The 15,203-nt window shown below is 41.4% G+C and carries 16 protein-coding genes; all 16 read left to right on the plus strand.

What is annotated here, in order from left to right; genetic code table 11:
* The first annotated feature begins 28 nt into the window (after positions 1–28).
* Positions 29–1,906: a tetratricopeptide repeat-containing sensor histidine kinase gene (locus POV26_RS00495; RefSeq protein ID WP_272854535.1), complete on the plus strand. Its 1,878-nt coding sequence runs from the start codon at positions 29–31 to the stop codon at positions 1,904–1,906.
* Positions 1,906–2,688 carry a LytR/AlgR family response regulator transcription factor gene (locus tag POV26_RS00500; RefSeq protein ID WP_272854536.1) on the plus strand — a complete coding sequence of 261 codons (783 nt, stop codon included), beginning with the start codon at positions 1,906–1,908 and terminating at the stop codon, positions 2,686–2,688. The genes POV26_RS00495 and POV26_RS00500 overlap by 1 nt, the downstream gene beginning before the upstream one ends.
* Positions 2,689–2,929: 241 nt before the next feature.
* Positions 2,930–3,415 carry a M15 family metallopeptidase gene (locus POV26_RS00505; RefSeq protein WP_272854537.1) on the plus strand — a complete coding sequence of 162 codons (486 nt, stop codon included), beginning with the start codon at positions 2,930–2,932 and terminating at the stop codon, positions 3,413–3,415.
* 360 nt (positions 3,416–3,775) lie between these two features.
* A complete protein-coding gene (locus tag POV26_RS00510; RefSeq protein ID WP_272854538.1) occupies positions 3,776–4,336 on the plus strand; it encodes an ester cyclase in 561 nt (186 codons plus the stop codon).
* A 71-nt stretch (positions 4,337–4,407) separates the two neighbouring features.
* Positions 4,408–5,346 carry an NAD-dependent epimerase/dehydratase family protein gene (locus POV26_RS00515; RefSeq protein WP_272854539.1) on the plus strand — a complete coding sequence of 313 codons (939 nt, stop codon included), beginning with the start codon at positions 4,408–4,410 and terminating at the stop codon, positions 5,344–5,346.
* 105 nt (positions 5,347–5,451) lie between these two features.
* Positions 5,452–6,384 (plus strand): nuclear transport factor 2-like protein, encoded by a 933-nt coding sequence (locus POV26_RS00520; protein ID WP_272854540.1) that lies wholly within the window; start codon positions 5,452–5,454, stop codon positions 6,382–6,384.
* A 282-nt stretch (positions 6,385–6,666) separates the two neighbouring features.
* Positions 6,667–7,437, plus strand: coding sequence for a hypothetical protein (locus tag POV26_RS00525; protein WP_272854541.1), 771 nt, complete (start codon positions 6,667–6,669; stop codon positions 7,435–7,437).
* 88 nt (positions 7,438–7,525) lie between these two features.
* Positions 7,526–7,861: a hypothetical protein gene (locus tag POV26_RS00530; protein WP_272854542.1), complete on the plus strand. Its 336-nt coding sequence runs from the start codon at positions 7,526–7,528 to the stop codon at positions 7,859–7,861.
* Positions 7,862–8,005: 144 nt separating this feature from the next.
* Complete coding sequence (locus POV26_RS00535; protein ID WP_272854543.1) at positions 8,006–8,995, plus strand: ester cyclase; 990 nt, start codon at positions 8,006–8,008, stop codon at positions 8,993–8,995.
* Positions 8,996–9,052: 57 nt separating this feature from the next.
* The gene (locus POV26_RS00540) at positions 9,053–10,372 is read left to right on the plus strand and encodes an APC family permease (RefSeq protein WP_272854544.1); all 1,320 of its coding nucleotides are present in this window, start codon (positions 9,053–9,055) and stop codon (positions 10,370–10,372) included.
* Positions 10,373–10,427: 55 nt separating this feature from the next.
* Positions 10,428–11,468, plus strand: a complete 1,041-nt coding sequence (locus tag POV26_RS00545; RefSeq protein ID WP_272854545.1) for a methyltransferase — start codon at positions 10,428–10,430, stop codon at positions 11,466–11,468.
* Positions 11,469–11,500: 32 nt separating this feature from the next.
* Positions 11,501–12,019 carry a RidA family protein gene (locus POV26_RS00550; RefSeq protein WP_272854546.1) on the plus strand — a complete coding sequence of 173 codons (519 nt, stop codon included), beginning with the start codon at positions 11,501–11,503 and terminating at the stop codon, positions 12,017–12,019.
* A gap of 25 nt (positions 12,020–12,044) precedes the next feature.
* Complete coding sequence (locus POV26_RS00555; RefSeq protein WP_272854547.1) at positions 12,045–12,314, plus strand: hypothetical protein; 270 nt, start codon at positions 12,045–12,047, stop codon at positions 12,312–12,314.
* Positions 12,314–12,496, plus strand: coding sequence for a hypothetical protein (locus POV26_RS00560; protein ID WP_272854548.1), 183 nt, complete (start codon positions 12,314–12,316; stop codon positions 12,494–12,496). The genes POV26_RS00555 and POV26_RS00560 overlap by 1 nt, the downstream gene beginning before the upstream one ends.
* A gap of 129 nt (positions 12,497–12,625) precedes the next feature.
* A complete protein-coding gene (locus POV26_RS00565; RefSeq protein WP_272854549.1) occupies positions 12,626–13,504 on the plus strand; it encodes a nuclear transport factor 2 family protein in 879 nt (292 codons plus the stop codon).
* 232 nt (positions 13,505–13,736) lie between these two features.
* Entirely contained in the window at positions 13,737–15,101 is a 1,365-nt protein-coding gene (locus POV26_RS00570; protein ID WP_272854550.1) for an MFS transporter, read from the plus strand.
* The last annotated feature ends 102 nt before the right edge of the window (positions 15,102–15,203 follow it).

The following is a 15,203-nucleotide window of genomic DNA, read 5'->3' on the forward strand; positions in this document are numbered from 1 at the left end:
AATCAACAAACAACCAATCAAAACCAAAATGAAACGACTATTACTCTTGGCAGTATTAGCGTGCGTTTCGTGGAGCAGTCTTCCCCAAACTCCTTCCCAAACACAAGAAGACACGCTACAGACTTCCGCTTCAGAAATAATTCCAATCGTTGAAGACACCCTTCAGCAGTACAAAGATTTCAAGAAAACCATTCGGCTTTCCCAAAAAAACAAGGATTTTGAAACCCTTGGCGCGGCGTATATAGACTTGGCTAAGTGGCACGAGGACCATACCGTGCTGGATTCTTCCATCGTTTATTTGAAAAAGGCCATTTCGGTTTACGATAAACAGAAAATGACAAAACAGCTGGCAGACACCTATCTCCTGTTGGTTATGAATTACAGCGGCACGGCCGAATACGACAAAGGTTCCGAAGCCGTTTACAAAGCATTGGCGCTCTACGAAAAAACAGGCGACCAGCGCGGAATTGGGCAATGCTACACAAAAATTTGCGACCTACTTTATTATTCAGACAGTTATGCCGAAGGGGCGGAATACTGCAAAAAAGCAATCGAAATACAAGAGAAAAACGGGTATGAGGAAGATTTGGCCCTCTCGTACCGGCGACTGGCGGAAAACCAATTGTTTCTGGGAAATCTGGATGAAAGCCTAAAAAGTATGAACACCGCCCTCAATCTTTATAAGAAAATTGGCGAAACCGGCCCACCGCTTTTGGCCTGCTATAACGGTCGTGGCAATATCTACAAATACATGGAACGCTATGACGAAGCCATTGCAGATTACAACCGCTGTTATGAAGGTGCCGAAAAAATAGGATTTACCCGCTATATGATGCCGCCCACCGCAAATATTGGCCACGTTTATATTTTGCAAGGAAAATATGCCGAGGCCCTGCCCTATAATCTAAAGGCAATCGAGATTATGAAACGCATCGGCAACACCAAAAACCTTTGGGAAAACTATATGCATGTTTCCAACATTTACAGTGAATTGGGTGATTACAAAAACGCGCTAGAATACCACGAACTATACGAACAGGGCCATACGGAATACCTCAACACCATCATAGCGCGGAAGGACAGCGAGCTGCAGGTAAAATATGAAACGGCGCAAAAGGATTTGGAAATTATGAGCCAACAGGCAAAAATTGCGCAACAGCGAAAGACCCAATGGCTCTACATTGGCATTGCGGGCTTGCTTGGCGTAATTCTCTTCGGAATGTATTTTACGCTGAAGAACATCCGCAAAAAACGAAAAGCTTTGGCCGCCGTTAATATTGAATTGGACGCCAAAAACAAACAGAATGAATTGCTGCTGAAAGAAATTCACCACCGCGTAAAAAACAATCTGGAAATGGTGAAAAGCCTCATCGCGCTACAATCGGCAAAACTGGAGGACGGCGCCAGCAAAGAAGCCATGCTCGCCAGCCAGAACCGGGTGCAGAGCATGGGCATTATCCACCAGAAATTGTATCAGGGCGAAAACTTGGGCAGCATTGAAATGAAGGATTATTTTATGAATTTAAGCGAAGGCGTTTTGGACACTTTCAATGCCGAGGAAAAGGTGAAGATAGAATGCGCTATGGATGACCTTAACTTAGATGTGGACACTGCAGTACCAATAGGATTAATTGTAAATGAATTGCTTACAAATGCCCTGAAATACGCTTTCCCCGAAGGCGTAAAAGGGCAAATAAATATTAGTCTTACGCAAAAGGACAACGATCTTTTACTGGAGGTTTCAGACAACGGCGTCGGCAAAACGGAAGGTTTAAAGCCAAAAGGCACGGGCTTCGGCACACAATTAATCCAGCTATTGACCCAACAATTGAACGGCACTATTTCCGAAGACTCTAAAAACGGCACCGCAGTATTTTTCAACTTTAAAAATTTCAAAATAGCTTAATGGGGAAAGCGATAAAAATACTGATCATTGAGGACGAAATGGTAATTGCGGCAAACATTTCGCTGCAATTGAGCGAACTGGGCTATGAAGTAATAGGAATTTTGCCCCGCGGCGAGGAAGCGCTTTCACATATAAAAATAGACCAGCCGGACATCATTTTATTGGACATTCGGTTAAAAGGCGAACTGGACGGTATAGAAACCGCCCACGAAATCCAAAAGCAATACAACATCCCCATCATCTACCTTACCGCAAATGCAGATGAGGCCCACTTTAACCGCGCCAAGGAAACCCATCCGTATGCCTTTATATCAAAACCCTTCAAAAAACTGGACCTGCAACGCGCCATTGAGCTGACCGCTGATAGAATTGAATTGAAAAAATCTTCTGAAAATGGAAATGGCAATGGCAATAGCAATGGCAATGGTAATGAAACAGTAGCCAATGGCAACACCACAGATTTTATATTGAACGACCGCATTTTTGTGCGCCACAACGAAAAGATGCTGAAAATAGATATTAAGGACATATACTATATTGAAGCCGACCGTAATTATTGCCGCATTTTTTCACAAGGCAGGGAATATCTTTTGGTAATGACGCTGAAGGATATTGACGAAAAACTTCCGCAGAACCATTTCCTTAGAATACACCGTTCCTATATAATCAATCTTTCCCAAATTGACGAAGTGGCGGGCACGCACGTGGTCATTTCAAAAAAAGCAATCCCGATGAGCAAGGCCATGCGGGCGGAACTTCTCAAAAGGTTGCAAACAATCTAAATCTTAGACTTTTTGAAACACGAGGGTTTGAATCACGACTTTGGATTATCTCAAATGGAATAAAAATTTATATTCAGATAAACCATCGTGAGTCCAAACATCGTGAGTCAAATCGTCATTTTTCTCCCTTCGGCAACAAAACACTACCCTTCGGACATAATTTTGCTCCCTTCGTCCTAACTGCCTTGTTTTCAAGTGTTTCATTAAAGTACTTTGGGGTAAACCAATAAAACTTGATGTTATGATTTCAACTACAGAATTAAAAAAGGTATATGGGGCTCCCAACCAGGAGGGTTCATATTTAGTGACTATCAAACTGCCCTACCCCATGCGCTTGGCGTGGGACAAGCGGGTAACCGTAAACCGCATGCGCTGCCATGTAAACGTGGCCGACCAGCTTACCAATATATTCAACGACATTCTTGCCCATTACGGAATGGAAAGAATTAAGGAGCTTGGCCTCGACCTATTTGGGGGATGTTTCAACTACAGACAGATGCGTGGAGGTTCCGACTGGTCGCGCCACAGCTGGGGCGTTGCGGTAGATCTTGATCCCGAAAACAATCCTTTGCGGGCAAACTCGTCAACCGCAAAATTCGCGAGACCCGAGTATCAACCCATGATCGATATTTTTTACAAGCACGGCTTCGAGTCTTTGGGAAGGGAAAAAAATTATGACTGGATGCACTTTCAGGTAAAGTCGCAAGCAATACCAACGATGGCTTAAATGCCACAATTTAAACCATCATGACAATAGCGTCAAGGTCAATTTCGCTTTCTATTTCGTCTCGGTTTTATTTTCGTTCAGTAAATAAAAGTATCCCTTCGGACAGAAATTGACCCTGTTCGTCCTAAATCACTTTTAAAATTTATTGATTGTCAGTTATTTAGATGCACTCCCCACGGCATATATTTCAGAATAAAATCTTTCAACTATGAAAACAGTACTTCTTTTGGGGTTTTCTGGAATTATTAAAAAATACTTCAGACTTGAACCAATAAAAAAGTATTCTCAAAAAAATACTGAAACTCAATTCTGAATGCAACCAAAATAAAATATAACTAACCAATTCAAATATTTAAACCAATGAAAAAACTACTCTTTTTAGGACTTGCAATAGTCCTTTCAATGGCAGCTTGCCAACAACAGGAAAAGCGCTACACCCAACAATCGCCTGAAATAAATTCATTAAAAGAAGGTATTGCAGCGTATGAAAACCGAGATTGGGAAGCATTGGCAAGCCACTACGCAGATACTGCAAAGATAATGTACAATGTAGTTGAAGAGGATGGAAAAACACCGGCCCAACTAATGGCAATGCACAAAGAAGACGCAACTGTCTTTTCAGACTGGAAATATATAGACAATGAATCTGAATATGAAATGGTAGTAACCGACAAAGGAAAAACCTATGTAAACTTCTGGGGCCTTTGGAAAGGCACACTTGCAGCCACCAACAAGACATATACCATTCCTACACACATTACGGCCCAATTCGTAGATGGCAAAATCGTAAAGGAATTTGGCTATTGGGACCTATCCAAAATAATGCTGGATATGCAGGCCCTGCAAGAGGCCGATAAAAGTTCTGCCGAAGCAAGTGAAATGGACGGCTCCACTACCACTGAAGCAGCGGGCGAACAGTAATTACCCAGGCCTAACGGGCATTACAAGTGAGGATGTAGTTAACCCGTTAGGTCTAATTTAAAACCAAAATTATGAAAACAGTAGGTATCATAGGAGGCTCTGGCTTTATAGGAAGTTACACCACCAAGAAATTTCTGGAAGAAGGATACAATGTAAAAGTATCTGTTACCGACATCAAAAAGAGCGAAAAGTACCAACACCTCTTCAATTTTGAAAACTCGGACAACCTCAACATTAGTGCACTGAAAGTGGAAGATTTGGAAACGTTGAAAGGTTTCATCAGCGATTGCGAAATTGTAATCCACGGCGGCACGCCTTTTCAGTTAGATGTTAAAGATCCACAGACAGAACTTTTTGACCCAACCATTAAAGGAACCGAGAATTTTTTGGAAGCCGTAAGTGAGACCCCTTCTATTGAAAAGGTTGTGTTGATAGCTTCCGTCGCGGCCTGGAATACCAATTTTCCACTGCCATCATACGGAAAGACCGCCACAGACACCTTTGATGAAACCGATAAAAAATACATAAGCGTCGAAAGCCATCCGTATGCACAGGCCAAGTTTATGGCCAACCAAACGGTGGAAAACTTTATAAAGAAAAACCCAAATCTTTCCTTTGAAATTACATCGGTATCGCCAGTTGGGGTTATGGGGAAATCTCTGTCAAATAGGGAAGATTCTACTTCCACTGGAATGCAGTTTCTCTTTAAGAACAAAATTGCCCCCAATCCATTTGTGCAAATGCTTTATGACACCAATGCCGAAATGGCCGTAGTAGATGTAAACGATGTAGCGGAAGCCATTTTTAAAGCCGCAACAATTTCCGGCCTACACGGCAAAAACTATTTGCTGAGCAGCGAAAGTTACCCAGTGAGCGATATGAGCTTAATGCTGAACCATAAAGAACCGAAAAACAAAGGAAATATAATTTACCAGAACCAACTGGCAATGAACGATCTGGGCGTGAAATTCAGACCTGTTCAAGAGACTTTAAACAGTTATTCAAAATAGTAAAAAGAAAAAAGTTATTGAGTTATTGAGTTATTTATGAAAACCCCTTAATGAGCTATAAACCAACAATATAAAACCGAATATTAACCAAATAAATACATAAAAATGAAAACAACAATTCTATCGGCAATGCTACTCATAGCTTTCATTGCCACAGCACAGAAAAAGAACGGAACGGTCTATATTGAGCATCCGGCAATTGACGTAGTAAATGATTTTACCAAAGCATCAGCTGCGGGCGACAGAGCCAAAATGGCGAGTTACCTGACCGACGACTTCAAGGCCTATAACGGTACTTCAGACAATGCCAACGACAAGGGAATGGACAAGGAAGCCTTTCTGGACAACCAAATGCTTTACCACGATAATTTGGACTACTATGCCATTGAGACATTTCCCGGCTCCTACCCAGATGCCATTGAGTATAAAAAGGACAATCCGGATGGCGATGTGTGGGTACAGACCTGGGATTTAATAAAGGGCGTCCACAAAACCACCGGCGTGAAGATTGATGCCGCTTCGCACCGGCTTTATACCCTTACCAAAAACAATAAAATAAGCAGGCTCATCATATACAAAAACGACGGGGTAATTGATGAAATACGCTCCAGTTTTTCCGACAGGAAAAACGGCACCATCTACAACCACCACGATTTTATAAATACAGTCAGGAAGATGATGTACGCCATCGAGAACAACGACTGGGACAAGGCATACAGTTTTTATGATAAAGACGCCCGGTTTGTCGATTCCAGTTCGCCCGATTTCAAGAGCATTTCGCTGGCAGAGCAGAAAGCCATAGACAAACAGATACTGGACAAATTTGACGTGGCCAGTATTGATGTGGTGGGCTATCCCGATTATTTACATTACGAAATGGGTGATGCCCACGTAGTGCAGTCCTGGTGGAACATCAACTTTATACGCAAATCGGACAAAAAAGCAATCACGGTCCCCATCCACTACCAAATGTATTTTAATGAGGATGGTAAGATAACCAGTGAAACCGCCTATTACAACCCGAAATTGTTGGATTAAGATTAAACGAAATAGAAAGACCCCTGACCCCTAAAGGGGAATAACTGACTAATTGTTTTTAGACACTTTTTAGGACCGGGGTAAATTCTTTTGAAATTGAAACCTGAAAAAATCTCAATGGATATCTGTTGCATAATTAAAGATGAAAATTAAGACTAAACTAACCCGTCCTATGTCTTAAGTCCTTTAGTCATAAGTCAAAAAAAAAACTCCCCAGTTATAAAGCAAAACAATTCAATTTTAACCCGTTTCCGCCTATTGTGGAAACACAAATTAAAAATCATGAGAAAATTAATTTTTACAATGCTTTTAGTACCCTTTTTGGCACTATCGCAAAACAGTACCGAATACGCCGTATTCGAAACCGCAAACTTAACCCCCAACCCTGCGCAAATAAGCCAGTTTGAAAAAGGGTTGGCGGCACACAACAAGAAATACCATGGCGAGGGACCTTACGGGGTAAGGGTTTACTGGATAATGAATGGACCCAACACCGGTAGCTATCATTGGAGTATGGGACCATTTCCTTGGAGCTCTTTGGACAACAGACCTGCCCAAAAAGAAGGCCATGATGCCGATTGGAACACAAATGTAGCTCCATACACAACAGCAGAAAGTGGCGCGCAAAGCTATTGGCGCTTTGAGGCCGAACTTTCAAGATTCCCAAAAGACTTTACCATTAAGAATATGGAAGTTGATTACTGGAACATTAAAAGAGGTAAGATGGAAGATGCCAAAAAATTGGTTGAAAAAGTACATAAAGTATATGCCGAAAAAAGCCCCGATGATACGTTTGGCATTTATATAAATGAATTTCCAAGCACCAAGGAAGGACGCGACTTAGCGGTAATCTCATTTTTTGATAAATCTGCTTGGTTAGGCCAAGATAGAGGTTTTGTCCAAAAATATGAAACCGTGCACGGCAAAGGCAGTTGGGCTACTTTTTTAAACGACTGGATGAACGTAACTGACGGTGGCGAAACCGAAATCTGGATGTATGTTCCGGAATTAAGTGGCATTAGTGGCGACGTAAAAGCCGCTGATAGAAACTAACAAAACTTTGCGCCCTTTGCGCCTTCGCGGTAAAATGTACCCACCGCAGAGGCGCAGAGTACGCTAAGAAATTGTAAAAAACAATAGTATGAAAACTTACGAAACCCAATGGAGCAAAGCAGAGCTGAAAACATACATTCTAATGCTCTGTGCCAAAGCAGATAATTTGGAAACCGAGGAAGAAATAGCCCTGATAAAGAAGAAAACTTCTGAAGAAATGTTCGAAAAAATGTACCGGGAATTTCAGAATGATGACGAAGATGAAAGCCTTGAAAAAATACAGGACGCACTGGAACGGCACCAATACTCTGAACTTGAACTGTGCGAGCTGAAAAATGAAATCCAGCAACTCTTTGCCGCAGACCGCAAGGTCCCGATGGCCGAAAGCAATCTGGGAAGAATTCTGGAGAATATTATTTACTGAAATCGAAATCGAAATCGAAACTGAAACTGAAGATGATCCTGGTAACCCCGTGAAAAGATGAATTTCCTGCAAAATATTCCCCGCCCTTAAGCGTGGCTCCTTGTAGATATAATCATCGAAGTTGTAAATGAAAATTAAGAAATAATGAAAATTATAATGCAAATCCTGTTTTTGTTATTTGTGGGTTTCGCAATGAACGCCCAAGGCGCAGACCCGCATGGGAGTGCCGAATCTGCAATTACAGGAATGGTTTCTTCGGAAATAAAAAACCACAAAAACTTGGATAAAATGGGTAGTCAAAAGCATCTAACTACTTCAGAAAAAGTTTATGCCAAAGACGAAGCAGACGTAAAGGCATCAATCGAACAATTTCTAATCGTAGCAGGAAACTACCAGCTCGACAAAATGGAAAAAATGATGTCCGACAATGCAAGTCTCGCAACCAAAAGATTAAGGGACGGCAAATGGACTACTGAAACCATATTGATGCGCGACTATTTTGAAGCGGGAAAAATCAGAACCAACCGGCCATATTTTGAACCCGTAAAAGAATACACAATACATGTGAGCGAAGGGCAATTGGCATTCGTAAAAGCCGATGCCGTTTTACATGCTTTCGGAGTTCCACTTTTGCACAACATTGATTATTTCACATTGCTAAAGAAAAACGGGGCTTGGAAGTTTATCAATATTTCGTTCACCTCAACCCGTATTCCGGAAACTGAAAGAATTTACGACCCAATCGTCTTCGCCAAAAGTTACGCACAGGCCTGGTGCAGCCAAAACCCAGATTTTGTGGCGTTGTTTTATGCCGAAGATGGCTCGCTAAACATAAACAATAGTACGCCTTCAGTTGGAAGAACGGACATTGCAAAATCTGCCGAGGCCTTTATGGAAACCTTCCCTGACGATATGGTTGTCGCTTTTGACAAATTGGTCAAAACTCCAAAGGGAACAGAGTTCCATTGGACATTGACCGGGACCAACACAGGCCCCAACGGCACCGGAAAAAAAGTAAACATAAGCGGTTTTGAACTTTGGCAGTTGGACGAAAACGGTTTGATAAAAGAATCGAAAGGCAGTTTTGATGCTGAAGAATATAGCCGGCAGATTAAATATGGTGTAGCAGATTAAAGTTGAAATCGAAATCGATCCCGATAGCCATCGGGAGAAGATGAAAACAACAAAAAAATGAAAACACAAGACGAAGGCTTAAAAAGAGAAATAGGTTTATGGGGACTTTCAGCCAATATGATTAACATAATCATAGGCTCCGGTATTTTTGTATTGCCTGCCATTGTAGCGGGAATTTTAGGGCCGGCATCTATAATTGCTTATATATTCTGCGGTATTCTGGTAATACTTATTATGCTGTGTTTTGCAGAAATGGGAAGCAAAATAACCAACTCTGGTGGGGATTATACCTATGTAGAAACCGCTTTTGGTAAATATCCCGGGTTTTTGATATTTTTGGTAGGTTTTGTCGCGAGAATCTGCGCAACAGCCGCCGTGGCTAACGCTCTGGTTGATGTGTTAGCAGTTGTTTTTCCTTTGTTCCATTCTTATACTATCAAAATAGGGTTCTTTGTATTGCTCTTTTTCGGCTTTGCAGTCATTAATGTTTTAGGCGTAAAACAAGGAATTGGCCTTGTAAAATTCAATACTGTAGCCAAACTCCTTCCGTTGATTTTGCTCGTAATATTTGGTTTAAATTATGTTGACATTGAAAATTTAAAATGGACTGCCACACCCAGTTTTCAGCAAATAGGAGATGCCTCCCTAATTTTGTTTTTTGCTTATACTGGTGGCCCTACTGGTCTTATGGTTGGCGGTGAAATTAAACACCCCGAACGTACGATACCGCGAGCGGTTATTATAAGTATGGCTTTTTTAATACTCTTTTATATCGCCATTCAAACCGTTGCCCAAGGCGTTTTGGGGAGTCAGCTTTCTCCCGATATGGCTACTCCGCTTGCAATGGTAGGACAAGTAGTTTTTGGCCCCATTGGGTTTACTTTTATCATGCTTGGAACGGCCATTTCTATGATGGGAAACATAAGTGGCCAGACCTTAAATACACCGAGAAGTTTGTTTGCGGTTTCCCGCGATGGAATATTGCCCGTAAAAGCATTTCAAAAAATACATAAAAAATACGCCACACCCTATACTTCCATTTTAACCTTTTCCACACTCGGGTTTCTCTTTGCTGTTCTTGGCGGCTTTAGAATACTAGCAGTATTATCAGTTGTCGGAGCACTTTTGAGTTATGCAACCGTTTCACTTGCTGTACTTAAATTCAGAAAAAAACCAGAACTAAAAGCCAAAGGATTTACCATTCCCGGAGGATCAATAGTACCGCTTTTATCTATTGCAATCTGCTTGTTCTTTATGTTTCATTTAAAAGTAAACGAGGCCATAAGTATCGCGGTATTTTTAGGGGTTGCCACTATTTTGTATTTGGGTTTAAAGTGGGTTAAAAAGAAAAATATGGAAACTATAAAGGAGAAATAAGCCGCACAATTTTGAAGCATTATTTACTATAAAAATCACATATAATATCATTAAAATGGAAACACAAGCACAACCAACACCAGCGGCGATCCTTCAAATGGGATCAGGGTTTTGGGCATCAAAAATACTTTTGACAGCAGTAAACTTCGAACTCTTTACACATCTTGCAAAGCAACCAAACCAGTCTGCCAAGAACCTCAAAACTTTATTGGGTTTGAAATGCACAGACAGAAACACTTACGACTTTTTGGACTGTCTGACCGCATTTGGATTTTTGAAACGAGAAGGGCTTTTGGAAACTGCCAGCTACTCAAACACTTTAGATACCGATGTGTTTTTGGATAAAACCAAACCTTCTTATATAGGCGGGATCCTTGAAATGATGAACGAAAGACTGTGGGAATTTTGGGGAAATCTAGAGGACGGTTTAAAAACAGGCTTGATTCAGAATGAAGCCAAGGATGGAGGCGAGGGCATTTTCAATGTGATTTATGACAATCCCAACTTATTAAAAAACTTCGTGAATGGAATGACAGGTGTTCAGATGGGGAATTTTATGGCTTTGGCGCAAAAGTTTGATTTTTCAAACTACAAAACTTTGGTAGATGCAGGGGGCTCGGCAGCCGTACTTTCTGCGATGGTCGCGAAGAATAATCCACATATAAGCTGTACCACGTTCGACTTGCCTTCCTTGGAAACTATGGCGAAGGAAACTGTTCAAAAATTCCAGTTAGAAGATCGTGTGAAAGTTTTGAGCGGTGATTTTTTCAAGAATGGATTGCCAAAAGCGGATATCGTAACCATGGGGAATATATTGCACGATTGGGACGAAGACACAAAAATAAAACTGATGCAAATCGCTTATGATGCGCTGCCAAAAGGAGGTGCTTTTATCGCCATTGAAAATGTTATTGACAATGATAGAAAACAAAACGTTTTTGGATTGATGATGAGCCTGAACATGCTCATTGAAACTGGTGACGGATTCGACTACACCTTTGACGATTTTACAAAATGGGCAAAAAAAGTAGGTTTTTCATCTACTGAATTGATGCCTTTGGCAGGACCAGCGAGCGCTGCGATTGCTTATAAATAATAATATTAACGTAAACATTAAATTGTATAAATATGAAGACAATAAAATTCACAACAATAGCAATTGCTTTGGTTGCGACAATTTCAATATCGAGCTGCAACGAGAAAACCAAAACGGAAACAAACGTTGAAAAATCGGAACCCACCGAAACCGTTGTTGCTAATGAAACCCCAGACTATTTCCTGCTGCGTCCCGAAGTTGAAAAAGCCTATGGCTACTCGCATGCCGTAAAAATTGGCAACGACATAAAAATTTCCGGAGCCGTAAGTATGGACGATGAAGGCAACCCAACCGCTGTGGGCGATTTGGAACAGCAGATGAAAAACTGCTATGCCGATATTGAAAAAATTCTAAGCCACTACGGCTGCACTTATGACGATGTGGTAAAGGAAAACATATTTACCACCAACATGCCCAAGTTTTTGGAAGTGGCGGCCTATAGAGCAGAGATTTATAAAAACCATTTCCCCACAGGCTCATGGCTTGGTGTGAAGGAATTGGCACTACCGGAATTTATGATTGAGATTGAGATGGAAGTATACAAAAAATAGATTTACGAATACTAAAAAACATATTATGAAAACACTTAGAAATTACCTGTTAATCATTGCTGTCTTTGCAATAACGGCAGCTTCATTTGGCCAACAAAAATTGGATGCTTCAACTTTTGCCTATAATACCGGAAATCCTGCCGATTGGCCCGCAGCGCTGGACGCAGTAGTAGCCGCCCCAAAAAACCATAAAATTTTATTGGAAAACGACAAGGTGAGGGTTTTGGAGGTAACACTTTTACCGGGCAAAAAGAACCGCTGCACCATCATCAATGGCCAAGCACGCTTTATATAATGAGTGCGGGAGATTTTGTGGATTATGACGCCCAAGGCAATGTGATCCTCGATTCCCGAAAATTCCCCGAACAACCAACGTATCCGCTGACCATATTCAAGAATGCCGAAGCGCCGCATCAAGCCGAAAACCTGAGTAAAACAGAAACCATCAAGCTTATTCGGGTTGAAATGAAACAATAAATAAATTACCTCGGGGCATTTTCGTGAGCTATTAAAATTTCAAATTCTAAATTCCAAAAGGAAGCGAGATAGAGCCTCCGGGAATGGAACCCAAAAAAAATTATATAGTAAGTCATAAAACAAACAAATATGAAAACATCAAAATTACTTTTAGCCATCGCTTTCTTGAGCATTTCAACAGTATTCGCCCAAAAAAGCAACATTGAAAAAGACCTGAAAATGTACGAACAGGTTTGGAGCGATATTGTTAACAAAGGTCAGATTGAGCTTATCAACGATAAAAACTTCGACCCAAATGTCGTGCAGCTCAACAATACGGGAAATCTTGAAGGCATCGCAGCGTTTCGGGATTATTACCAAAATTTCCTGACCGGATTTTCCAATATAAAATTTACTGTGAAGGACATTTTTGGCCAAGGCAACAATATCGCAAAACATTGGAGTTTTACAGGAAAACATACTGGCAATTTCTTCGGAATTCCACCTACGGGAAATGTAGTAAATATCGAAGGTGTTACCATCGCCAAAATGAAGGACGGCCGCATTGTGCAGGAGCAGGATTTTATGGACCCGAACATGATGATGCAGCAGTTGGGTCTGGTTTCTGATCCCAACAACTTAAGCGTAGTTGACAATATGTACAAAGCCTTTGCGGTTGGCGATATTCCAACCGTCCTCGCCGGCATGGACCCAAAAATAGTTTGGAATGAAGCCGAAAGCAATTCCCTCGCAGATGGCAATCCATACATTGGCCCAGATGCGGTATTAAATGGTGTTTTCAAAAGACTTGGAGAGGAGCACGAATATTTCAGATTAGAAGATATCCAGCTTCACGGTATGGACAATAACCAAGTGCTGGCAACGCTTCGTTATGATGCCAAAGTAAAGAAAACCGGAAAGACCTATAACGCCCAAGTTGCACATCTTTGGACACTCAAGGATGGAAAGGTTGTCGCATTTCAGCAGTTTTTGGATACCGAGAAAGTGGCCGAGGCGATGGAAAACTAAATTTTCAACTAAAACGGAGCAAGCCGAAAACCCAACCTGCAAGGTCTTTTTCAGACCTTGTAGGTTTAATGACAAATTCCGAATAAACACCTACAAATAAGGTAACCACAATATAATTTTTAGCAAATTCATTTTAGACAAGAAGCACAGATTAATTATAGAAGAAAAGGCAGTTTCCCCATGTCACCAATAAAAAAGGAGGATTTTAATCCTCCCCTTAAAACCTAAAATCATGGCAAAAGAAACTACTATCAGAAAAAAAAGATTGGGCAGGATCTTGACCGATAATGCCTTAACCAGGTATATTACCTTTTCGGCACTTTATATTGCCCAGGGAATTCCCGAAGGCATTACCTTTTTTGCGATTCCCGCCTGGTTGGCCATGAACGGCAAGTCGGCCATGGAAATCGCAGCTTATGTAGGGGTGATTGGAATTCCGTGGAGCTTTAAAATTGTGATTGCGCCTTTGATCGATCGTTTTACCTTGCTTGCAATGGGCAGAAAAAGACCGTGGGTCATTTTTGGGCAGCTTGGTTTAATTATAAGTTTTTTATGTATCGGGTTGATTCCAGATCCATTGAACAATCTCTCCGCCTTAATGGTTGCGGGTTTTTTCATCAGTTTTTTCGGCGCATTTCAGGACGTGGCAACCGATGGGATGGCCGTGGATGTGATTCCCGAGAACGAACAGGCCCGGGCCAATGGCCTTATGTGGGGGGCGAAAACCATTGGCATTTCGGCCTCGTTGCTTATCGGCACTTGGCTTATCAATACGTTTGGTTTCCCAACGGCCATCTCTTCCCTTTCCATTGCGGTGGCAACCATTATGCTTTTCCCGATTTACTTTAAGGAACGGCCCGGCGAAAAGACAATGCCCTGGACAGCCGGTGAAATTTCCCCAGATTCAAAGCAGACTCAATTGCGAAGCTGGAAACACATTTTTAAATGCCTTTACAAGGTTCTTCGGTTAAAATCGAGCTTGGTGTTTGGCCTCGGGGTTTTTGCCGTGGGTTTAATGTTCGGACTTATTGATACGCTGCTGCCTATTTTCAGCATTCAGGAATTGGGGTGGACAAATTCGTATTTTTCAAATGTATTTTCCATTACAACGGTAATTGGAGGTTTTTTGGGCATGTTCATCGGGGGCTATTTGGTGGACTATTTTGGAAAAATCAAAATGCTTTCATTGTATTTATTTTTCTTGACCCTACTTATAGCCGTATTTGCATCCCTGTCCAATCTATGGGGAAATAATTTAATTGTATACGCCTTTATCCTTTCCTATTACACGCTATATACGTTTTTGTGTATTGCGGTGTTCGCATCGGCCATGCACCTTTGCTGGAAAACCGTTGCCGCGACCCAATTCACCCTTTATATGGCGCTTTCAAATATGGGGCGCGCTGCCGGAGCTGCAATGCTTGGGGTCTTGAAAACAAATTTTACTTGGGAAATCGTCTTTCTAATTATAGCCGCTATGCCCGTGATTATGATAATCCTTATTCAACTTATAAACTTTAAGAAACACCGGGTTACCGTGGATAGCTTTGTTATTTTGAAACAAACGGTCGTGGCGCCACCGGTATTAAAAGATTGATTTCAAAAAAGAAAATCCATTGCGGGAATTTGTTTCGGGTTTTAAATGCGAATGAAAAAAATAAATTAGCACCACAGAGACACAGAGAACACGAAGAAATCT

Origin of the sequence: Aequorivita todarodis, from assembly GCF_028561335.1 — a bacterium.
Lineage (GTDB): Bacteria > Bacteroidota > Bacteroidia > Flavobacteriales > Flavobacteriaceae > Aequorivita > Aequorivita todarodis.

Excerpts from the sequence above, each read along its gene's own strand:
- POV26_RS00510 (WP_272854538.1), top strand. The coding sequence starts at position 3,776 with ATGAAAAAACTACTCTTTTTAGGACTTGCAATAGTCCTTTCAATGGCA.
- POV26_RS00555 (WP_272854547.1), top strand. The coding sequence starts at position 12,045 with ATGAAAACACTTAGAAATTACCTGTTAATCATTGCTGTCTTTGCAATA.
- POV26_RS00525 (WP_272854541.1), top strand. The coding sequence starts at position 6,667 with ATGAGAAAATTAATTTTTACAATGCTTTTAGTACCCTTTTTGGCACTA.
- POV26_RS00500 (WP_272854536.1), top strand. The coding sequence starts at position 1,906 with ATGGGGAAAGCGATAAAAATACTGATCATTGAGGACGAAATGGTAATT.
- POV26_RS00530 (WP_272854542.1), top strand. The coding sequence starts at position 7,526 with ATGAAAACTTACGAAACCCAATGGAGCAAAGCAGAGCTGAAAACATAC.
- POV26_RS00540 (WP_272854544.1), top strand. The coding sequence starts at position 9,053 with ATGAAAACACAAGACGAAGGCTTAAAAAGAGAAATAGGTTTATGGGGA.
- POV26_RS00550 (WP_272854546.1), top strand. The coding sequence starts at position 11,501 with ATGAAGACAATAAAATTCACAACAATAGCAATTGCTTTGGTTGCGACA.
- POV26_RS00545 (WP_272854545.1), top strand. The coding sequence starts at position 10,428 with ATGGAAACACAAGCACAACCAACACCAGCGGCGATCCTTCAAATGGGA.
- POV26_RS00535 (WP_272854543.1), top strand. The coding sequence starts at position 8,006 with ATGAAAATTATAATGCAAATCCTGTTTTTGTTATTTGTGGGTTTCGCA.
- POV26_RS00570 (WP_272854550.1), top strand. The coding sequence starts at position 13,737 with ATGGCAAAAGAAACTACTATCAGAAAAAAAAGATTGGGCAGGATCTTG.
- POV26_RS00520 (WP_272854540.1), top strand. The coding sequence starts at position 5,452 with ATGAAAACAACAATTCTATCGGCAATGCTACTCATAGCTTTCATTGCC.
- POV26_RS00565 (WP_272854549.1), top strand. The coding sequence starts at position 12,626 with ATGAAAACATCAAAATTACTTTTAGCCATCGCTTTCTTGAGCATTTCA.
- POV26_RS00560 (WP_272854548.1), top strand. The coding sequence starts at position 12,314 with ATGAGTGCGGGAGATTTTGTGGATTATGACGCCCAAGGCAATGTGATC.
- POV26_RS00505 (WP_272854537.1), top strand. The coding sequence starts at position 2,930 with ATGATTTCAACTACAGAATTAAAAAAGGTATATGGGGCTCCCAACCAG.
- POV26_RS00515 (WP_272854539.1), top strand. The coding sequence starts at position 4,408 with ATGAAAACAGTAGGTATCATAGGAGGCTCTGGCTTTATAGGAAGTTAC.
- POV26_RS00495 (WP_272854535.1), top strand. The coding sequence starts at position 29 with ATGAAACGACTATTACTCTTGGCAGTATTAGCGTGCGTTTCGTGGAGC.